General features: G+C 34.0%; 25 protein-coding genes, 7 tRNA genes and 1 other RNA gene. 16 read left to right on the forward strand and 17 right to left on the reverse strand.

Annotated elements, in window-relative coordinates:
- Window positions 1-18: 18 nt before the first annotated feature.
- From H560_RS0115285 to H560_RS21790, 4 genes are all read left to right on the forward strand, one after another.
- Window positions 19-453, forward strand: coding sequence for a hypothetical protein (locus H560_RS0115285; protein WP_027380842.1), 435 nt, complete (start codon window positions 19-21; stop codon window positions 451-453).
- A 4-nt stretch (window positions 454-457) separates the two neighbouring features.
- Window positions 458-883 (forward strand): hypothetical protein, encoded by a 426-nt coding sequence (locus tag H560_RS0115290; RefSeq protein ID WP_155845026.1) that lies wholly within the window; start codon window positions 458-460, stop codon window positions 881-883.
- Window positions 861-1388, forward strand: coding sequence for a hypothetical protein (locus H560_RS0115295; protein WP_027380844.1), 528 nt, complete (start codon window positions 861-863; stop codon window positions 1386-1388). The genes H560_RS0115290 and H560_RS0115295 overlap by 23 nt, the downstream gene beginning before the upstream one ends.
- 100 nt (window positions 1389-1488) lie before the next feature.
- Window positions 1489-2040: a glycoside hydrolase family 19 protein gene (locus tag H560_RS21790; RefSeq protein WP_051289355.1), complete on the forward strand. Its 552-nt coding sequence runs from the start codon at window positions 1489-1491 to the stop codon at window positions 2038-2040.
- 26 nt (window positions 2041-2066) lie between these two features.
- Here the strand turns inward: H560_RS21790 and H560_RS0115305 are convergent, their stop codons facing one another.
- Window positions 2067-2291, reverse strand: a complete 225-nt coding sequence (locus H560_RS0115305) for a hypothetical protein (protein ID WP_027380845.1) — start codon at window positions 2289-2291, stop codon at window positions 2067-2069.
- Window positions 2292-2400: 109 nt separating this feature from the next.
- Here H560_RS0115305 and H560_RS0115310 point away from each other — a divergent pair, with 109 nt between their 5' ends.
- Entirely contained in the window at window positions 2401-3417 is a 1017-nt protein-coding gene (locus tag H560_RS0115310) for an acyltransferase family protein (RefSeq protein WP_027380846.1), read from the forward strand.
- A gap of 22 nt (window positions 3418-3439) precedes the next feature.
- On the opposite strand, the gene H560_RS0115315 is transcribed toward H560_RS0115310, so the two are convergent.
- Window positions 3440-4597: a tyrosine-type recombinase/integrase gene (locus H560_RS0115315; protein WP_027380847.1), complete on the reverse strand. Its 1158-nt coding sequence runs from the start codon at window positions 4595-4597 to the stop codon at window positions 3440-3442.
- A gap of 109 nt (window positions 4598-4706) precedes the next feature.
- Window positions 4707-5107: a transfer-messenger RNA gene (ssrA, locus tag H560_RS22760) on the reverse strand.
- 289 nt (window positions 5108-5396) lie between these two features.
- Between ssrA and rpsU the strand changes: the two genes are divergently transcribed.
- From rpsU to H560_RS0115370, 11 genes are all read left to right on the forward strand, one after another.
- A complete protein-coding gene (rpsU, locus tag H560_RS0115320; RefSeq protein WP_007846872.1) occupies window positions 5397-5594 on the forward strand; it encodes a 30S ribosomal protein S21 in 198 nt (65 codons plus the stop codon).
- A gap of 83 nt (window positions 5595-5677) precedes the next feature.
- The gene (locus H560_RS0115325; protein WP_027380848.1) at window positions 5678-6565 is read left to right on the forward strand and encodes a tyrosine-type recombinase/integrase; all 888 of its coding nucleotides are present in this window, start codon (window positions 5678-5680) and stop codon (window positions 6563-6565) included.
- A complete protein-coding gene (locus H560_RS0115330; protein ID WP_027380849.1) occupies window positions 6562-6852 on the forward strand; it encodes an HPF/RaiA family ribosome-associated protein in 291 nt (96 codons plus the stop codon). The genes H560_RS0115325 and H560_RS0115330 overlap by 4 nt, the downstream gene beginning before the upstream one ends.
- Before the next feature lie 110 nt (window positions 6853-6962).
- Window positions 6963-7036, forward strand: a tRNA-Thr gene (locus H560_RS0115335).
- 21 nt (window positions 7037-7057) lie between these two features.
- Window positions 7058-7138 (forward strand) — tRNA-Tyr (locus tag H560_RS0115340).
- Window positions 7139-7224: 86 nt separating this feature from the next.
- A tRNA-Gly gene (locus tag H560_RS0115345) sits at window positions 7225-7297 on the forward strand.
- 94 nt (window positions 7298-7391) lie between these two features.
- Window positions 7392-7465 (forward strand) — tRNA-Thr (locus H560_RS0115350).
- Window positions 7466-7486: 21 nt separating this feature from the next.
- Window positions 7487-7567, forward strand: a tRNA-Tyr gene (locus H560_RS0115355).
- Window positions 7568-7653: 86 nt separating this feature from the next.
- Window positions 7654-7726: transfer RNA gene (locus tag H560_RS0115360), tRNA-Gly, on the forward strand.
- Between the two features lie 40 nt (window positions 7727-7766).
- A tRNA-Thr gene (locus H560_RS0115365) sits at window positions 7767-7838 on the forward strand.
- Between the two features lie 107 nt (window positions 7839-7945).
- On the forward strand, window positions 7946-9196 hold the full coding sequence (locus H560_RS0115370) for a phage integrase family protein (RefSeq protein WP_139326095.1): 1251 nt from the start codon (window positions 7946-7948) through the stop codon (window positions 9194-9196).
- Between the two features lie 60 nt (window positions 9197-9256).
- Here H560_RS0115370 and H560_RS0115375 read toward each other — a convergent pair whose 3' ends face one another.
- The 14 genes from H560_RS0115375 to H560_RS22505 form a co-directional block, all read right to left on the reverse strand.
- Window positions 9257-9544, reverse strand: coding sequence for a hypothetical protein (locus tag H560_RS0115375; protein WP_027380851.1), 288 nt, complete (start codon window positions 9542-9544; stop codon window positions 9257-9259).
- 27 nt (window positions 9545-9571) lie between these two features.
- Complete coding sequence (locus H560_RS0115380) at window positions 9572-10336, reverse strand: GLPGLI family protein (RefSeq protein WP_027380852.1); 765 nt, start codon at window positions 10334-10336, stop codon at window positions 9572-9574.
- 70 nt (window positions 10337-10406) lie between these two features.
- A complete protein-coding gene (locus H560_RS0115385; protein WP_027380853.1) occupies window positions 10407-10622 on the reverse strand; it encodes a hypothetical protein in 216 nt (71 codons plus the stop codon).
- Window positions 10623-10893: 271 nt separating this feature from the next.
- Window positions 10894-11442, reverse strand: a complete 549-nt coding sequence (locus H560_RS0115390; RefSeq protein ID WP_027380854.1) for a glycoside hydrolase family 19 protein — start codon at window positions 11440-11442, stop codon at window positions 10894-10896.
- Entirely contained in the window at window positions 11435-11974 is a 540-nt protein-coding gene (locus H560_RS0115395; protein ID WP_027380855.1) for a hypothetical protein, read from the reverse strand. The genes H560_RS0115390 and H560_RS0115395 overlap by 8 nt, the downstream gene beginning before the upstream one ends.
- On the reverse strand, window positions 11946-12509 hold the full coding sequence (locus H560_RS0115400; RefSeq protein WP_034752999.1) for a phage holin family protein: 564 nt from the start codon (window positions 12507-12509) through the stop codon (window positions 11946-11948). The genes H560_RS0115395 and H560_RS0115400 overlap by 29 nt, the downstream gene beginning before the upstream one ends.
- A 10-nt stretch (window positions 12510-12519) precedes the next feature.
- Window positions 12520-14805 (reverse strand): autotransporter outer membrane beta-barrel domain-containing protein, encoded by a 2286-nt coding sequence (locus H560_RS0115405; RefSeq protein ID WP_155845027.1) that lies wholly within the window; start codon window positions 14803-14805, stop codon window positions 12520-12522.
- Window positions 14806-15013: 208 nt separating this feature from the next.
- Window positions 15014-15694: a hypothetical protein gene (locus H560_RS0115410; RefSeq protein ID WP_027380858.1), complete on the reverse strand. Its 681-nt coding sequence runs from the start codon at window positions 15692-15694 to the stop codon at window positions 15014-15016.
- On the reverse strand, window positions 15678-17081 hold the full coding sequence (locus H560_RS0115415) for a phage portal family protein (protein WP_155845028.1): 1404 nt from the start codon (window positions 17079-17081) through the stop codon (window positions 15678-15680). The genes H560_RS0115410 and H560_RS0115415 overlap by 17 nt, the downstream gene beginning before the upstream one ends.
- Entirely contained in the window at window positions 17002-17301 is a 300-nt protein-coding gene (locus H560_RS0115420; RefSeq protein ID WP_027380860.1) for a hypothetical protein, read from the reverse strand. Before H560_RS0115420 ends, H560_RS0115415 begins: the two co-directional genes overlap by 80 nt.
- Window positions 17302-17312: 11 nt before the next feature.
- A complete protein-coding gene (locus H560_RS0115425) occupies window positions 17313-17906 on the reverse strand; it encodes a hypothetical protein (protein WP_027380861.1) in 594 nt (197 codons plus the stop codon).
- Window positions 17907-17934: 28 nt separating this feature from the next.
- A complete protein-coding gene (locus tag H560_RS0115430; RefSeq protein ID WP_027380862.1) occupies window positions 17935-18960 on the reverse strand; it encodes a hypothetical protein in 1026 nt (341 codons plus the stop codon).
- A gap of 3 nt (window positions 18961-18963) precedes the next feature.
- Window positions 18964-19341 carry a hypothetical protein gene (locus tag H560_RS0115435; RefSeq protein ID WP_027380863.1) on the reverse strand — a complete coding sequence of 126 codons (378 nt, stop codon included), beginning with the start codon at window positions 19339-19341 and terminating at the stop codon, window positions 18964-18966.
- 9 nt (window positions 19342-19350) lie between these two features.
- On the reverse strand, window positions 19351-20472 hold the full coding sequence (locus tag H560_RS22505) for a Clp protease ClpP (protein ID WP_027380864.1): 1122 nt from the start codon (window positions 20470-20472) through the stop codon (window positions 19351-19353).
- Window positions 20473-20644 lie beyond the last annotated feature (172 nt).

A 20644-nucleotide genomic window follows, 5' to 3' on the forward strand; every position in this document is an offset into this window, starting at 1 on the left:
TGATTAAAATACTGAGAAATGAGAAGATTGAAAGAGGGTGCGGAATTGATAGAAGGCAGAATGACTTTTATTCAGCGCTTTTTACAAAAGAAATACGGATGGGGTATACTCTATTTCACTCTTTTGTTTTTTGCGGTGGGGTTTTCTGTTTACTATTATAATGAAGGTAAAAAAGAAGGTGAGAAGGCTTCAAGTCAAGAAATTAAAACGTTAAATAATTCTTTAAAAACAACAAGATTAAATGATTCTTTGGAGATAAACACGCTAAATGGCCGGGTTGCTTACTACAAAAAAATATATGATTCGTGTAATGAAAAATCAAATAAACAGGATCTTGAATATATGGTAACAAAAAAAATAGAAGAGGCCGAGCGATTAAAGAAGATTTTAGAACGGAAGATTTACAATGACGAGAAGATGGCCGAGGACATTAACAGTATTATAAAAAAATAATGAAATGAAAAATCTAGTATTTATTTTAACAATGATTTTTTGCTTTATGCCGGGGCAAGTTAAATCCGATTCAATTACTCTCGCTAAAAAGATAGAGAAATTGGAAGAAATAACGCAAGAAAATAAAGTGCTCCTGCAAAAGGCCGAGAAGGTAGAAAAAAAGAAAGAAAACCTGATTTACAGGTTAAAAATGTACATTCTTTCTTTAACCGAACATGTTGACCAGGCTAAGAATAAAGGAAGCGGGTTGGATTATCGGAACAAAGAAGCGACAAAAGTTGAAAACAAAACCGAACCGGTAACCGAAATTGACATTCCAGTAGGTGTTGATACTATCCGTGGTGGTTGGCTTTACAGGCTTTTCCATAAAAATGATTACGTGATTCGCAGATATAAAATAGAAAACAATGAAAAAATTTATTTGGATTAGCCTGGTTGTTATTTTTGTTGTGAGTTGCGGGTCCCGGAAACGCCAAATGACTAAAGAATCAGAAAAGACAGAATCCGAGATTAAAGCTTCTGGGGAGGTAAAAACAGATTCAAATAGCCAAACAGAATCATTTACCAGTCTTTCGCAATTCCTTGCAAATAACAGCTTAAAAATAACCTCCAACGGAACGCCTTATCAACTTCAATATGGCTCGTTAATCTTTTCCGGTGATGCAGATGTAGAATTTAGCGAAAAAAATGAACAAATTGAATATGTCTACCGATATTTCAATCACACTACATACATTACCGAAACTACATATAAGACCGAAACCAAATATCAATCTCAAAAGGATTCTAAGAAGGTTGATGTAGAACGTAAAGGCGTAACATTTGGCGCCATGATCTGGATTGTGTTGATTTCAATGATTTTAGGGTTCTTTCTAATTAACTGGCTTAAAAGCTATCTGCCTAAATGGAGGATAAATTTATTCAATAAAAAATGACAGATTCAATGCTAAAGGTCGGATTGATCTTTACATACTACTCGCTCGGAATTGCTTCCGGGATATTATTAAAATACATAATTGATTATTTTATAGAAAAATGAACAGAAAGATTTTCTTTGATGAATACAGAAAGAATTTAGATCCAGATAAATCACTGTCTCAAAAGGAAGTTGAGGCAATCGATTTGTTTCTAAACTTCTACGAAAGGGATCAAGCTTACTTTACACTTCCGCAGTGGGCTTATGTGTTTGCTACAGTTTTTCACGAAACGGGATCAACATTCCTTCCAGTACGTGAGGCGCCGAGACTTTCCGAAGATTGGAGAAAGCGTAATTTCAGATATTATCCGTATTACGGCCGTGGCTACGTTCAAATTACTTGGGATTACAACTATAAGGCATACTCTAAAAAACTTGGTGTTGACCTGCTTAAAATACCCGATTTGGCAATGAAGCCGGATTATGCCTGGTTTATTTTAATTGACGGGTTTAAAAATGGAGTTTTCACGGGAAAAAAGATAAGCGACTACATCAATGATAAGAAAAAAGATTACCGAAACGCTCGTCGATGTATTAACGGGACCGACCGAATGGATCAAATAGCAATATACGCTAAAGAGTTTGAGCAAATACTTTTAAAATCAAAATAAAATATCCCGCTTTAACAGCGGGTTTTTCAATACCCAAAATTCAGCTTTTCAAATTCAGCTATAGCAAATTCTTCCACTAATTTCACAATTGTTCTATCTGCAGTATGCACAACTCCGAAACTCTCAATAGGCATTATATTAAGCGGATTTATATTTTCAACCTTGTATAAAATAAAACTATAGTCTTTAAAATAGTGTATATAATAGCACTCTTCAATCGGGGCGTAAAATAGTTTAAGCTTTACTTTCATATCAATAAATTTTCAGCAATTTAATAATTATAATACGACAAAACTTTACGTAAAATACTAAATCTTACTTTAATCCTTATTTAGATAAATTTTAGTATTTTTGAAAACCATGAAAGAAAATTATATAAAATCATTAACAGGATTGAGAACTATTGCAGCGAGCATGGTTTTTTTTCATCATTTCAACCCATTTGGGAAAGAAACAATTTTATATGGTATTGTTAATGAATTTCATATAGGTGTAACAATTTTCTTTGTTTTAAGTGGTTTTTTAATTGGATACAGATACGGTGATAAAGAAGTGAATGTAAAGCAGTATTTTATCAATAGATTCGCCCGGATATACCCCATATTCTTTATTTTTACGCTACTTACTTTTTTAGTTTTTCCTCCAAGTGGTCTGAAAGAAATAGCGCTAAATTTCACGTTACTAAAAGGATTTTCAGACGAGTATAAATTTACTGGAATACCGCAGGGATGGACTTTGACTGTAGAAGAATGTTTTTATGCTTTTGCTTTGGTGCTCATCTTTTTAGTTAAAAATAAAAAGATTTTATTAATCGAATTAATTCCTTTTGTTTTGTTGGGAGTTTCCTTACTAATATTTAAAGATGGTGATTTCATTAGGAATTATACTTTTTTAGGTAGGTCTTTTGAGTTTATAGCCGGATTTTTACTTTCATATTACATTAAAATGATAAACTATAAAACAGTCTATTTAACGTATTTTGGAACATTTTTTATTGTAATCAGTTGTGTTTTGCTTTATGTAGTTAAAGGAGACAAGGAAGTGGGCGTGTTGACTTTAGAAGGTCAGATCATTAATAATTATTTTCTCCCGTTGTTCGGCATTGTTCCGCTAATATATGGGCTGATAAAAGAAGAAACATTTATTTCCAGAATTCTTTCTACTGGATTATTTGAAAAATTAGGCAAAAGCTCGTACGTATTCTACATTATACACATGGGAGTTGTTCAGGACTTAATTACTAAAAAAGTTCATTCATTTGTTTTACTGTACGTAATAATGCTTATCATTTCATGGTTGATCTTTCATTATATTGAAGAACCATTGAATGCTTTAATAAAAAAAATTGCCCGACCGAGGCGGGCAAAGTTGATGTAGCGTTTTTAGTTGCGCATAGTTTTTACAAAAATTTTGGCATTAACTTTCTTGCAGTTTCAAATTCTCGTTCCTGATGTTTGGTTGCATAAATCTGTGTAATCTTTTCATTGGAGTGTCCAAAAACTTCTTTTACGGTTTTAATTTCCATTCCATTATCTTCTTTATCATTTGCGCCTTTATGTTTGAACCAATACATTTTTTTATAGATTCCCAAAACTTTATGAACGTTATCACGCCAAAGGTTTCCGGCAACATTTACGGACAAAATGAAAGGAGAGGAAACAAACAATTTATCTTTTCTTCTGCAATATGGACTTTCAATCCCAAATAAATAATAATCTTCATTTGATAAATCAAGTTTAAGTAGATCATTCTTTAAATCGTCTGAAATAGGAACTTTCCTTGCTTTTTTCTTGGTTATTTCTTTTGGTAAATTAAAAATTTGTTTATCCATATCAATCATAGAACATTTTATTTGCCTGATTTCATTGGGTCTAATTCCGCACTGATAGATTATTTTAAGAAAAATATTAAAGTTAGGACAAACCATTTTAAAATGATTAATAATCAAAGTTTGTTCTTTCGGTGTGATCAGATCAATTATCATTGATTCTTCTTCTTCCAAATATTCTAATCCATGCGCCGGATTATTCTTAACTATAAATTCTTTCTTTAATACAGTGAAAATTGACCGAAGAACATTAGCACCTTTATTGTATCGAATATTTGACCACTTATTAGCCTTTTTTGTGGCTTCCAATAACAATTTGATGTGATATGTTTCAAAATCTTTTACATTGTGGTTTTGCCACCCTAAATTGATAATTTCAGGTTTAATTGCTCTGTAAATAGAATTGTAATCCTGATTTGTTTTTAAAGCAAGTTTCTTTTCAAAGACTTTAAAAGCAAAGTCAAACGCTTCAATAATGTTGTAACCCAGGTCTTCAGGTTGTGGTAAAGTGTTCTTTTCATTTTTGGGAATCCAACCGTGCCTTAACCTTTTTTCAAGGTCTTGTTTGTACATTTCACAATAAAGTTTTCTTTCATCAAGATCAACTTTATTGTTAATTCCTTTGTAAATTTTTTTTATGATCTTTCTGTTGGTTGGATCATAAATGTAAACATACCAGCGTTCAGTGGTGTTTTCTGGCGAATAGATTCGCACTTCAAAATTTTTCATTTCACAAAAAAGTTGTGAACACTTGGGCGAGTTTTGAAAAATTTTACTCTAATTTACTCTTTTTATTTTTAAGTTTTGTAAAGCGTTGAAAATCAACGCCTTACAAACTTGGTGGAGTTGGAGGGATTCGAACCCTCGTCCAAACAAGCAATACGCAAGCCTTCTACATGCTTATTCTGCTATTGGTTTTCGACTGAAAGCAGAGAGCAGACACCCAACTTTCAGCTTATCTTCTAAATTTTCGTGCTTTAGCCGAAGTTTCTAAAGCCTTATTTCTGCATTCCTATATCCCAGGATCAAACGCCGCAGAACAGAGCATTTGTGGAATATCTTGCTTCCCTACTAAAATCTTCGGGAAAACGCTTGATCTACTATACTTCGATATTAAGCTGCAAGAGCGAACTCTTCGTTGCCAGTTAAAATTTTGTAGCAAGGGATTATAGAGATCGCGCTACGGTTCTCTGCATGCTTACTTACCCATTGGTCTTGCTGTCGAAACCAGTCAACCCCGTAGATAAAGTGAATGCAAAGATAACACTTTTGTTTAAATTCTTAATATTATCAGGCTAAACTTTCATTTTTTAGAAGCTTAATCCCGATTGAAACGACATCCTTTTGGGTTGCGGGCTCCGCCTCGCTCCGCCCGCAACCCAAAAGGATGTCGTTTCAATCGGGGCTAGGGTGGCAGTCATTCGTTTAAAGTTAGAATTAAAATTAAAGAATTAAGTATTTATGAAAGATTAATTTTGTGATTAAATAAAAAATTCCTACTTTTGCAATCCAAAATGAGATGTAAAATATGTTAATAATTCCAGTAAAAGATGGTGAATCCATCGACAGAGCATTAAAAAAATATAAAAGAAAATTTGATAAAACAGGTACAGTTCGTCAATTGAGAGCTAGACAACAGTTTATTAAGCCTTCTGTAACTTTAAGACAAGCTAGACTTAAAGCTGCTCACAAGCAAAGAGCACTTAGCAAAGAAGAGCAGGCTTAAGAATTTTTCTTAACCACATACTAAATTCACTTCTTAAATAGTTATATTTGAGGAGTGAATTTTTTGTTTTTATACGCTAGATGATGCTGGACAAGTTTTTAGAATATTTACAGTTCGAAAAGAGGTATTCTCCTCACACAATTACAAGCTACAAAAAAGATCTTGAAGATTTCTCTTATTTCTGCCTTAAAACAGAATCTCTGGATGATATTTCCAAAGCAGATAAAAAAGTTATCAGGAATTTCATTGTTGAATTAAGCGGAAACAACATTTCCAAGAGAAGTATCAATAGAAAATTATCGTCACTTCGCAGTTTTTATCTCTTTCTTCTTAAAATAGGTGGAATAAAAATTTCTCCCACAGAAAGTATTTCTTCATTAAAATTTTACGCGGAAAAACAAATTCCAATGTCAGAAGAAGAAATGCAGATGCTTAATAATGAGGTTTTTGAGCAAATGCATGATCTCCTGGAAAAGTGCATTATGGAAGTTCTTTATCAAACCGGAATGCGTAAAGCCGAGCTTTGTGGTATGATGTTTGAGAATGTAAACTTAAGCGGAAATGAACTGAAAATAATCGGGAAAGGAAATAAAGAAAGGGTGATTCCTATCTCCGGAAATTTATCAGATCTGCTGAAAGGCTATCTGGAAATCCGGCAGCCGCAAACAGAATCTAAATCATATTTTTTTGTCAATAAGAAGGGGAAAAAACTCACCGAAAAATTTGTTTATGTGGTGGTTAATAAGTACCTTAGTCTTATAACAACAAAAGAAAAAAGAAGCCCCCACATCCTTCGTCATAGCTTTGCTACACACGTATTGGATAATGGGGCAGAGATCTCAAAAGTAAAAAAAATATTAGGACATTCCAGCCTTGCCAGTACGCAGGTGTACACGAATGCTAATATTGAACAATTGAAAAAAGTGTTTAATCAGGCTCATCCAAGAGCCTCAAAAAATGACGAATTATGAAGATCACAGTACAATCACTTGGTTTAACTCCTCACGAGCCATTAGAATCACACATTGAAAAAAAAGTAAGCAAGCTTGATACATTTTATGATAAAATTCAGGAATGTAAAGTGTTCTTAAAAGTTGAAAATAATGCGGATAAACTGAACAAAACGTCCGAGATTATACTGGTAGTCCCGGGAGACGATATCGTTGTAAAAAAGACATGTGCTACTTTTGAAGAAAGTTTAGACCTTTGCGTTGATACTGCTAAAAAGCTATTAATCAAGAAAAAAGAAATGGCGTAGTAAAAAAGTTTCAAAAAAGTTATTAAAAAATTTGAGAATTCAAAAAATCCGTTCTATATTTGCACTCGCAAAAAGGGAACAGCGATCTTTTGAATTCTTTTTTGAAATATGCTTCCATAGCTCAGTTGGCCAGAGCACGTGATTTGTAATCTCGGGGTCGTGGGTTCGAATCCCTCTGGAAGCTCTATTTTAATATAATATGTCTGGGGAGATTCCAGAGTGGCTAAATGGGACTGACTGTAACTCAGTTGCTTCGGCTTCGTAGGTTCGAATCCTGCTCTCCCCACATTTTATATTAGATGAAAAAGTTGCATGGCTAAAGGATTTTTCTTAAGTTTGCACAGCGTTACCAATAATTTTGGAAACAAAATTGCGGAAGTAGCTCAGTTGGTAGAGCGTCAGCCTTCCAAGCTGAATGTCGCGGGTTCGACCCCCGTCTTCCGCTCAAAAAATGTCACACTTTTTAGGGTGATTTTTTTTTCACTACTGAAATGATGTAGAGTAGAGTTTCTCACAGCATTCAGTCCATGTATTAAAATGCTTCCATAGCTCAGTTGGCCAGAGCACGTGATTTGTAATCTCGGGGTCGTGGGTTCGAATCCCTCTGGAAGCTCTATTTTAATATAATATGTCTGGGGAGATTCCAGAGTGGCTAAATGGGACTGACTGTAACTCAGTTGCTTCGGCTTCGTAGGTTCGAATCCTGCTCTCCCCACATTTTATATTAGATGAAAAAGTTGCACGGCTAAAGGATTTTTCCTAAGTTTGCACAGCGTTACCAATAATTTTGGAAACAAAATTGCGGAAGTAGCTCAGTTGGTAGAGCGTCAGCCTTCCAAGCTGAATGTCGCGGGTTCGACCCCCGTCTTCCGCTCAACAAGAATCACGCTTTTTAGGGTGATTTTTTTGTTTAGGCCGACTTAGCTCAGCGGTAGAGTGCTTCCTTGGTAAGGAAGAGGTCACGGGTTCAAGTCCCGTAGTTGGCTCAAAAGGGAAACCTTTCCTACACTGGGTTTCCCGCTTTTTATATCAGCTTTAACAAAGGTAGAAAATGTTCGATGTCAACATTAACGTCAACATTAAATCTACCAAAATGAGAAAACGAAACACAGAGCTAATAAAGCTCACTAATGGTTGCGAACGAACCGGAGTTTATTTTTCACCAAAAGGGTGTATGGATTTTACTTCAAAATCGAAGTTTTCCAAAGTATGGTTTGTGGAATGTAGATTCTATGATCCTAAGTTTAAAGATCAATACCCTAATGGATTTCAATACAGAAAAAAATTTTCAAAAGATTCTCTCCGAGAACTAAAAATCTTTGCCGAGATTTTCAAAGAAGAAATGGAGCATAAACTTGACGAATTAAAGTTTAATCCAATTTCAAAAACTTACATGAATAATTCTCTTGGAGAATTAAATCCTGATTTGAATTTTATGACAGCTCTTTGGAAGGTGAGAGATAAAATTCCTTTCTCTGAAGATTACATCGGCTTATCAAGACAGCTATTAAATCTTATTGAGAAAGTTATTCCGGAGCTTGGCTATGGAGATCTTAGAATAATTGATACTAAAATTTGGCATGTTAAAAATATTCTTGAAGCTATCTATACTACAAATTCAGTTTTCAATAAGCATAGAAGCTGTTTAAAAACTTTGTTTAATGAATTGTTAGAATACGGTTGTGTCGAATTTAATCCAGTCGGCTCTCTATCTAAAAAAGCAGAAACACCCGCGATTAGAGAATTACTTACAGATCGGAAGAAAGCAATCGTTCTACAATATTTACATGATAATTTTCCTGAGTTTTATAGATATGCAAATATTTTCCATTATTCCGGAGCGAGATCTACCGAATTATTTAGGCTTCAGGCTAAATATGTTGATATAGAAAATCAGGAATATAAAGTTTTAATAAAAAAAAGAAGAAAATTTGAATGGGAAACAAAGGTCATTATTCCTGCAGCAATTCCATATTGGCGTCAAATTTTACTCGAATGCAATTCGGAAGATGATTATGTATTTTCAAAAGGTTTACGTCCGGGACCAACTAAAATAAATTCTAGTCAAATTGAGAAACGATGGAGAAGGAATGTAAAAGAGTCGGATAAAATCATAGATCCAATTTCTAAAAAGCCAATAAAAGTAACTGAGAATTTTTATTCTTGGAAACATTTATTCTTGGATAAACTGGATCAACTTCAAAACTCACAGGAAGCACCAATAATTCCAATTAATTTGGCTCAAGGCATGGCAAGTCATTTATCTCCGGAAACGACAAAAAAATATACTGTCGGAAAGTCTGATAGGAATAAAGAGTATCTAAAGAAGATATCAATTAAATAACTTAATACATTAAAAAAGCCTGTCTTAAATTAGACAGGCTTATAATTATTTAAGCTCTTTTTAGAATCCTGTATTAACACCGGATGTTCCAGCTCCACAGTTTTCATCAACAGTAACATTTACAGCCCATGCTAAGTCAGCGTTAAATGCTGCTGTTCCTTCTGTTGTTGTTGTGTAGTACCAAGCTGTTATTGTTTGTCCTGTACAAGGTAACGTAAATGTAACAGTGTATACACCTCTAAATTTTGCTTCTTTTGTTTCTTTTTTAACAATCGAAGATTCAACATTTGGCTTAGCAAATGATAATGCTGACATTGCTAATGCACCGATAACAAAAATTTTTTTCATAAATTTTTAATTTAATAAGTTAATATATTAATCTAAAAAAACATTTAGTTTTTTCACTTCTTCTAAACCACGTTTTTCAATGTCTTTATTTACAATATTGTTAAAAGGATATTGTAACCATTTTTCTCTAAGTCTAAAAAAATCTTTTTTTGCTTGTAAATCGATTGTGGAAACTCTTTCCATTTTTTCAATTGGTTTATCTGATTTTTTTATACTCGCTAAAGAAAATTCAATTGTTTTATTCTTATTATAAACTTCCAAAATCAAACCGGGCAAACCCTTAAATCTAAATGGACCGTCAGAGAAAGGAATTTCTGAAGTATACCATGCATAGAAAGTATCATTTTCAGTATTAACTTTTGCTAGTTGACATTTCATACCTTGAATATCCTTTATTTCATTTAATAGTTCCCATTTTAATTCTGGCTCCTTAAAAGAATAAAAATACATTCCCAACGGAACTGTAGCAATAACATTATTATCCTCTTTCCAAACATTATGTCTTACTTTTGGAATTGAAGGTCTCAGTGAATTAACGTCAATATTTTTAGGATCAATTTTCTGTGCATAATCTTTTAAGTATTCATAATAACTTGCCATAGCTGGACTGAAGTACACAGACTTATTTTTATTACAGCGCAGAATCATATTTGACTCTGTAAAATTTGATCTATTTAAAGAATCTGGAATGATTTTAAAGTAATATACAACTTCTAAATCTGCATCATTTTTTTGAGCTTTACTAATAATAAAGCTAAATATACTTAATAATAGCAAAAACTTAAATTTCATTAATTTCCAATTTTAATGACACAATATTACAATAATATTTTTATTCACTCGTACGGGAAACCGTAATTTTTTAAATTATTTTATTATGTAAAATACAAGCAAGATGAAACATAGTTTTTGCATCATAATAGTGACGAATTTGGTTCAATCTTTTCTCAATAGAACTCAAACTATTCGGCTTAATATTTTCTTTTTTTAGTTTTTCTGCAATCTCATGCTGATTTAATCCTTCCTTCAGGTATCCAATTATAATATAATTAACAATCAATTTTTCTATAAATTCCATAGAGTAAATTTACTGTCAGCAAAAATTATAACCTTACGGAAACCCATACTCCAAAGGAATTTTATATGTATATTTTTGCAAAAAAGAGTATGAATTTTATTAGAGATTTTATTAAGGACTGTATGTTATTTCAATCCAAAGACAATGAAACAATAATCATTGGAATATTATCATGGATCAGTTTGTTTGGAATGGTCGCTCTGCTTTTACATTTTACATCAAAGTAAAAACTCCCGGAACACGTCCGGGAGTAGATAAATAACATCTCATTTTATTTAGTTAGTATTCGCTCAAATGTTGCAGCATAAGTTGCAATAAGATCACTCTTATCTGTTCCGTTAATACAACGTCTTGCTCCGATGTAATCTTTAGATTTATCATTGATATAATCCGAGATTTTCTTTCCAGTAAAAGCACCTGTTTTAAATCCGTCAATTAAGATTTTAAAAGCATATTTGGGAAGCATAACCAGATCCGGATTTTTTACAAAGTCTTCTCCAATCTCCTGAGAGAATTTATTGTAGTTATCTTTCCATGTGATTTGAACGTAACCACGCCCATAGTATGGAAAATAACGAAGATTTTTTTTTCGCCAGTCTTCAGATAACCAATATGCTTCTTTTATTGGTAGAAACGTTGCATTAGTTTCATGAAAGGTGGTTGCAAAAATGTAAGACCATTGTTGAACTGTAAACATTTTCCAAGCTGCATCTGCAAAATCTAAGAATATATTTAAAGCATTTACTTCAGGTTGATCTAATTTTCTATTTGGATCAAGATTCTGTCTGTATTCATCAAAGAATTTTTTTCTATTAATCATCGGTTTTAGGTTTTAAAAATTTTAATAAATTTATTGGCAGGTATCTTTTTAAAATTTCCCAGGCAATAATTATAAAAGGAATGAGGATCGCCCAGAAATACCAAGGATAGTCAACTGTAATAATTTTAGTTTTGGTTTTTATCCTGTAAATGATCTGTGTTTTTGTAATGTTTAACCAGTACCGGAACCGTTTTTCAATTGTGTATGTTTTAGTAATGGTTTTTGTTTTTGTTTCCGTTTTATGATTTGAAAAATTAATTGCTCCGGTTGTGCTGCCGGTGATTAACTTACCGCCATAATTGAATGAAAACTCAGCAAATTTTCCAGGCTCCGGAACAATAGAAAAATTTACATTTTCATTTTTTGAAATTACTTCAGAATTTACTTCTGATCCTGACCTTGATTCTGTTAAATCTTTACCTTTTTGCTTTGACTGAGTAGTAATTTTCTGAAGCTCATCAATTTTGTTTTTTTCAACCGAAGCGCATGAGAAAGTCAGAAAACTAATTGTCAGAAGTATTATTTTCTTCATCTTTTTCTAAATTTTCAATTTTTTTAATTTTTACTTTTAAAATCTTAGTGAGCGATATCGCCACTGGGATTTCCATTTTAGCCAGATTTTCAGCAATACTCAGTAAAATGTATATACCAATCAAAAGCACGAAAGAATAGTGTATCGTGGCTGTCAGGTATATGAATGGATCTTTAAGGAATTCTGGTTTTATAGCTGAGTTTTCAATACCCATTTTGAAAATATTTGTAATGAAGATCACAGCAAATAATACGAACGCTTTAAAAACACCTCTCATAAATTTTTTTGTTTCAAATTCATGGTTGAGGTAATACAGGTTAGCGACAACTCCGAAAACTAAATCTGCAATAGTACCGACGATCATAAAAACCCAAAGCAGAAACGATACCCCAGAGTAAGTTTCTAAAAAACCTACTCCAGCTCCAAATGATAATGATATTCCCAATATTGATGGAAACAAAACATGATAAGTGCCTAAAAAATCATTAACACTATTAAATCCTGCTAATTCAAGTATATAGTTTATTAGTTTCATTTCTTGAGTTTTAATTATATACTCTGATTTCTAATGAACCAAACTGACCGATGAGGTCAATAGCCGAACCATCATTTGCATTGGTTAGTTTAAAGAAAATTCTATCATTGTCAAGTCTTGCAGAAATAATATGTTTATCAGAACCAACTCCACCATTTGATTGACTTAGAGAGCAAACCGTCCAAACCTTATTGATAGGAAAAGCACCGTTAAGGGTTCCGAAAAACTCACCTACATTATTTCTGCTCCAAACGATATTACCAATAGTATTTTCAAGGACAATTGGATTTGGAAGCGCGGGAGAACCGCTGGCAGCCAGTAAACAGGTATATACTTTATATGGTCTTGATGCCGTAATCATTTCCTGTGCCTTTTTCTTTTGGATGTAGTCATTATCTTGAGCATTATCTCCAAAATAAGTTCCTGAGCTTAATCCTCTTGGATTGACCGCTTGATGCTCAATTAAAATAGGTTCATCAGTAGAACTGCTTATAAGAATTCCTTTTACTTTATCATTGCCATCAATATTTCTTAATGAGAGTCCAGTTTGATTGACACTTAATCTGGAAGTATAGGAATATGCTAAGATTCCATCTGTTGAAACATCAAATGTTGAAGCAACAGAATCGTCTAAAGCAGAAGATTTTAATTGTACCGATGAAGGGAAAAATACTAATGAGTTTTGTAATCCATCAACATTATTTACTTTATAAAGATAACTTTCATATTCGGGACCATCACCGTTTTCAAATTGGATATTTCCAGAAACAGGATTATTAATTTCGGTTCCAGTAATCGGAATATATCCAGAAACATCAACTATTCCGGAGAGCTTATCCCAGCCTGGAATACCGGTATTATTCAAATTATCAACCCAAACATAGTTTTCTCCTGTGTCAAGTAAATTCCATACATCCCCAACGGTTTGACCAGAAGTAGGTAAAGCTCCAAAATTAGCAACCGAACCCATTACACGATATGTTCTACTCAATAAAGAGTTAATTTGAGATTGGTTATAGTAATTTGCAAAAATCCAACCTCTTTGAACATAATCATTGTTACTTGAAGGTGTGTATAATTGAGCAGCCGTAATTCCGGTTGATGGATTTATTGTAATATCATTTGCGTTTGTACCTGGATTTCCTACCTGTAAATAAGATGCATTCATTCTCACCCATCGATCAAGAAAATCTCCAGTTATTAACGCTCTGCTTAACTGCCCTTGCTGTGGACTCCCATATACGCCTTCTGAAGTATTTGTTACCCCAGAAAGAGTGTTGTTTGAATGAATAATTAATTTATTACTTATTGCTCCATCATTGTATCCTGCACCAACGCCAATCATCATATTATTACGCCCCGTAACACCTTGCCCTGCAGCCCAACCTATTGCGGTATTGAAATCTCCAAGATTTGAAGTATTCATTGCCTTGTAGCCTATCAATGTATTACCAATTCCTGTTGTATTGGTAAATCCAGAATAAGCTCCGACAAAGGTATTTTTATATGATGTTGTTCCGCTGGAACCGCTCTCATTTCCAACATAAGTGTTTGCTGCTCCGGTAGTCGACTTACTTCCTGCGTTGATCCCAAAAAATACACAATAATTACCAGTTGTTAATTCAGAACCAGAGTATGCACCGAAAGCCACATTCGCTGTACCGGTTGTAACTTTTGCTAAAGAATTAAATCCCCATCCATGATTATATGTACCGGTATGCGAAGCGTTTAAGTTTCCAAAATAACATGAATAAGTTGTTGGATTAAAATATAGTTCTCCAGCTCTTCCTTGACTCGGTTGAAATATAATTGGCTTTGTTGTTCCATTTCCCCGATCAATGACCGATTGTAAAGTGTCGGTTTCGGCAAAAGTTGGTTTATTAATCAAATCATTATAATTGCCAGAGATACCAACCTTATGTATTTTTACTTTTTCAACGGCTTCCTGTACCAATGAAACACTTCCATCAGGATTTGTAGTTGGAATAATGCTGAACTCAGATAAATTTATCTGGAAAGAGGATCCGTCGTTTTGTGTGATAGTAATAATATTTTGTGCAGCATCATACTCAGCATTTTCAATACTGATATCATTTGTTGCTAATCCGCTCAGATCAACATTCTGGGTTTGCTGTACTCCATTTTCTCCAGTATAATAAACTGAAAGAATATTTCCATTCAGCTGAGGTTGTTGAATGGAAGTTAAGGTTTCAATCTTTGCTTTCCAATTCTGAGCAAGTTGAGGAGTAATATTTTCGGCATCAGCATCAGCCTTTGTATCAACCTCTTCTCCCATAAGCTGAAAAGAATCGCGAACATCTTTCGCTTTTATTTTTTTTTGGTTGTTATCAGGAATCTTAATTCCGATTAACGCTAAAATTTCTGCAATTGTCATAATAATTAAATATCAAAGTCGTCTGAAAAATCATCTGAAAATCCGCCACGTAAAACGTTTTCAATGACGCATCTACATACCAGTTTAAAAAAATCAAAAAAAGCCATAATTAATCGTCGTAAACGTTCAAACCCCATCCAACATTTACAGTTGAGGTTTTTACTTCTGTATTTCCACATTCGAAGCATTCTCTTTTGTATAATGGGAAATGACTTTTGTGTCTGCAAAGCCATTCATGCATTGAAATTAAAAGGGGATTAATTCTTTCCAATACAGCATTATCCATTTTGAATTTTACATCTTTCGCACTTCCACTTGCTGTACTTGCGGTGCTTCCAATTGTATTCGGGTTTTTCAACTGTTGGCCTGATTCTGTCGTTTCAAGCCAGCTCGGTACAATGGTCATTGCTTCAACACATTCGGCAGTAATTTTCCACAGATACTGCTTCCAAAGTTTTTTATACCAATCATTGGTAACAAATTCGATTGCATTTACAATTTTACCTTCCTGAAGTAAATTATCTGTAAACTCGATCTGATCTTTAGCATAATCAGTTTTGACTTTTTGAAGAAGATCAGATTTATTTGATGCTGTTACCTCAATGTTTTTCTTTTCTATGAAATCCTCGTAGAATTCGTAACCTAACTCAGATTTAATCCACCTTTCTTCAGCTACGATAATATTTTGGAGGATCATTCTTTCTCCTTCAGTTCCATCGGTAGGAGAGTGGAACTTGACTTCGTCCGGAGTTATCAGCGTATTTCTACCTGTGTTATTTAGCCGATACATCTTTTTGCTTTTTTTGGTTTGTTGAAATAATTACTGAACCTTCATTATTTGGGAGAGGTTCTTTTCCAAAAATTTGACGTCCCTCATCCACGGTAAGAATTGCATTGGCATCAATATCTCCCGCGAAACTTTCCGGAACCACAGGAATAAATTCGAATTCCTTTTCACTCCAGTTTGTACCCATCCATTCGTCATAAATTTCAAAGAAGGGAGTGATAAAATCTTCGATGATTACCTGACGGGTAGGCTCAATAACAGTTTTGTTTTTTATATCGAAAATTGTTCTTACATAAGAGTTTCCACCATTTCCAATCCCCTTACTCATATTTTGCCCAAATAGAGCAGAATCCCAGTTGTTCGCATCGATGATCTTTTGTTCAACATTTTCACTGAGCTTCAGATAATCTCCATCTGTCTGCTTTTTCATATCGTGAACGGCTCCGGTTCCCTGCTTATTAGAAATGAATGCATATCGCCCTCTTTTTCCGTCTCCGGTATGCTGTGCTGCAATTTTCTTAGCTACCTTATCTAATTCTGCATCTGTATGATTTCCTTCAAGAACTACCAAACCTCCGATTACAAGATTATTCTCAAAATTGTCAATATTATATCTTGCAGCTTTGTATTCCAGAATTTGCTGAGGTAATGAAGCAACATTCTCAGGCATCCCATAATAGTCATAGCCTGGCATTTCATTTTTTACATGAATGAGACAATGTTGAGTGCCTTGTGTTGGATGTGTCCACCACTGAGTGTTTTCACCATCATAAATTGGAAGCTCAACAGCATCCTTCTCGACGTCAATAGACCAATCATCTTTAATATTTCTGAATTTTTTTGAGATATAAACACTTTGCGGAACATCATTTTCGTCAGCTTCAGATAATCTGCATTCAAGAAATTTTCGAGGGAAAGCCATTACCTTTTTTGTTTCTCCGACTTTTGATCTGATGATCTCAATGAAGTCATTTCCAACTCTGAAATATTTATTGAATAGACCATCAAGAACTTTTCCCATACTTTGGCGCTTATTGTTTATACGCTTTTGTAACTGTTTAAATTCTTTCAATTCAGATTCTGTAGCATCTTTAATGGTTAAGCCATTACCGGCACAAAAAAACACCTTGGAGTTAATACAAGCATTTGTAGTGGGACTGCCTAAACTTGCTTCAAATAGTACCTGAAAAAAGTTGTCTTTCGGATTTAGAAAGGGAATATATGGTTTTGATTTTTCAGGCAAAAGAAAAGCAGCTGAACTGCCAGAAGGTTCGAAAGGAATAGGATTAACCACATCCAATTTTACTTCATTACTGGCTGTCAGTGTTGGAGTTTGCTTTTCGTTGTTTTTTTGGAGGTGTCTTGCTGTCGGCTTCTTTGGTGAGTTCATACCCTTCAGGTTTTGTATCTTCTAAAATTTGATCTTCTTTGATTTTTTCAAATTCCTTTTGTGATGGGATTTCTTCGAAATAATTTAAGAGCCTTTTATTATTGCTTTTATTAGCTAAATCAAACAATACATGTAGGTCTTTTCTCTGTCCTAATGGAAGGGATGAGTTATTAAACCCTACCACGGTATTTAAAAACTCATCCTTTATTTTAAGTTCCATAATAATTTTGATTATGGTTTATCAATAAATGCTTCTAAGGAATCTCTTCCGCCTGTGTACTCCAATGGTCCACGAGAGTAAACTCCTTTTAATGAAAGTGTACCTCCGTTTTTACCGTCGAATTTCTCTTCCAAATGGATTTCAGAACCGTCATTCTTCATTTTGAATTTCGGAATCACTTTGTCATTTACCCATTTTTCTGCGAGAACGTGAATACTTCCTGTATTATCGACAATCACCAAACCAATATTTGAACATATAGAAGCTGCTGAAAGTCTTGCGAAGAAATTGGTTAAGCTATTGCCCATTTTTCCTAATTCTCCGGTAATTTCATAATCCCATTTTTCGGATCTACCATTCAAAGTTTGCTTTGCAGTAAACTTTCCTGTCTCATCCTCCAAATCAATTGGGAAGAGTTTCGCTCCATCAGCTACAACGGCTCCGTCTCTCAATTCAATTGCTGTGTATGGAGGTAAAATTAATGCTGCAGTTGGAGCAGCTTGTGTGAAACCGTAATCTTCCGGATCAAACCAGAATAATTCAGAAATACCTCCCGAAATAGGTCCACATGGGGTTTTATAAGATTGTCCTTGAAAACTTAACATGTTTATGATTTTTAAAGTTATAAATTGATTATCCTACACCGTTTGTCTGAGCGATTACGACATCTTTAGGTGAAACGATCTCAGTACCTCCGACAGCTTCTGCCAGATACTTCCAAGAGAATTCATCTTCGTCATACCAAACCTTCATAGCCTTCCCTTCAAGCAATCCGTGATTGTAGTCCTTGTTGGTTCCCCAGATGAAATTTTTTCTTAGTGTAAGTACACATGAGTGAGCCTGTTCACCACCATTTAATTTTTTTAGTAATGGTTTGAATGTTGGCTCTACCATAACAGGAACATCATCAATTTTTAATGAAGGCTGTCCTTGCTGGTAAAGGTTCAGGTTACCTGCATTTTCACCGATCGACTGATAGTATCTCCAAAGTCCTTTGGCCATATCATAGTCACATGTAAAATACTTTTGCATTCCGGTAGCGTTTTCAAGATTTGTAGTCTGAGCATCAATCATGTCTTTGAAAACACCATAGCATTGTGCTGGAGTTAGATCTCCTGAAGGAATTGCCGGCCCTAAAGTTGGCTTATAATCAGGATTGTTTAAAGCGATATAGTTTCTCAACTTAATGAAAATACCATCAACAATATTCCAAGAGATTTCAGAGTCCGAAGCTCTTGTAACATCACCAAAATAAGCGTTTGTTGCAATGTCCTGACCGAAAGCACCTTTAAAGAAAGTAAGAATAAAATCTCTGAATTTTGGATTTCCGTCGGTAAAATCTTTTAAACATCCCTGATAGAATTCTCTTTCACAGATTTTGGTTGCTCCGTACATTTCGTCAACAGTAATCTTTCTATTTCCGGAACGTGCAATTTTACTCCAGTCAACTTCGCAATTCTGATCTGCTCTCCTTAAAATATTCGCTTTTTTGAAAATATCCAGGATAGGAGTTCCTTTCATCATTGACACATTATCTACAAGGGTAAACTCTTGCAAAGTGCCGGCATAAGCACCGTTAAACTCAGGTAAAACATCCTGAAAATGTGTGTGGATAAGTAGTAAAAATAATGCCTGTGGGGTTAATGTAAATTTTTTCATCGTTTAATTTTCTTGATTTATTGATCCTTCACCAGAGTTTAACGCCAAACCAACTCTTCTTACAGTCAGAGTTATTGTCTTTCTTGTAGATGATACTACATTTGCCGTAATCGTAAAACCTTCGTTTGTATTGAAGTTCTCCGACAAATCGAAAGTTGTATTTCCGTCACTTGTTGCAATCTTTTTTGATTGCTCATTTCCGTCACTGTCAATCACCCAGATATTCATTGCTTGGAATGTCTGACCAGCGGGAAAAGTTGAAGTGTCTAATACTGACAAAACCTTAGTACTAGGATTGAAAGTATATTCAAATGCTGCGTTGAAATCTGTTGTTTCACAACCGCAGAATGTTCTTAATGCTTTATTTTCAAATGGATTCATAGTCGTTAATTATTCGAATGATACACCTTCAAATTTTTTAGCTTCATTGTTTTCAGGTGTAGGAGCAGGAGTTTGTTTGTTTGAAATTTTATTTTCAATTTCTGTTTTCCATTCACCTAATTTTTTCCAATCTTCTGATTCCTTAAAGTCAACAGGTTTCACGGCTTCGGCAATCTGCGTGATCATATTCTCAGGCAGTCCGTTTGTAAAGAAATTGGAAATAGCGTTCTGAATCTGCTCATTAGTTGGAGCAGGAGGTTCGTATCCCTCAAGAGCTGTAGCCACAGCATTTGTAATGGTTTCGGGAGTGAATTTGTTTTGCTCTCCTTCACCTTCTTTTGGAATGATATTAAAATTTGCTAAAGCAGAGTTAATAGCATTTCCGATAAGTGTTGCTAAATTCATATCTAAATTGTTTTGAATTAAATTTTCGTCTGGTTTCTCTTCTGTAGAAGGCTTGTTTACTAAAGAATTATAAACATTCATAGGTTCGAAATTCTTGAACGGCCAGTCAGCTTTATTAATTGCTGAGGTTGGATTTTGAGTATTAATTACTTCTTTAACAAAGCCATTTTTTTGAACATCTTCACCATAAAACCATGTGGTTTCGTTCATCCATTTTTCAACTTGGGTAGAAGTTTTTCCGGTAAGATTTGCATAGAAATCACGAATATTATTGTTGAAATTTCGCATTTGCTTTGCATAATTCTCGATCTCATTAACATCTCCCCAAACACCGCCAGAAACATTATGAATCATGTAGTAGGCATTCTTAGAAATCTTTGAATTTTTGGATGCAGAAAGAATATAGGTTGCAGCAGAACATACCATTCCGATACCTATTGTTTCAATATCATATCCATCATTTTCTAATTGCTGAATAAAATCATGCATTGCCATTGCATCGCCAATCTGACCTCCAAAAGAGTTGATGGTAATACGAATATTCTTTAAACCAGAATCAAGAACTTCTGTTCTAAAGGATTTAAAAGAAACTGAACTTTCATCTCCCCACCAGTTTTTTAAGATTTCCTGAGTTTCAGCATCGACAATAGTCCCATCGATAAAAACATCAAGTCTATCTCCGCCTTGATTGGTTATGTGATAATTAAAAATTGGAAGTTTTTTCATACCTCTGTTATTACGTAGCAAAGGTATTTCAATAATAAAATAGTATTCTAATAGAAAACTAAATAGTGTTTGTGAAATACAAACACTATTTTATATATTTGATTATGAAAAAGAAATTATGGAATTTGTTTGAGGACTTTATATTGAGTATATATTATCCGAGATTTCGGGG

Source organism: Chryseobacterium daeguense DSM 19388 (assembly GCF_000430825.1).
GTDB classification, from domain to species: Bacteria; Bacteroidota; Bacteroidia; order Flavobacteriales; family Weeksellaceae; genus Chryseobacterium; species Chryseobacterium daeguense.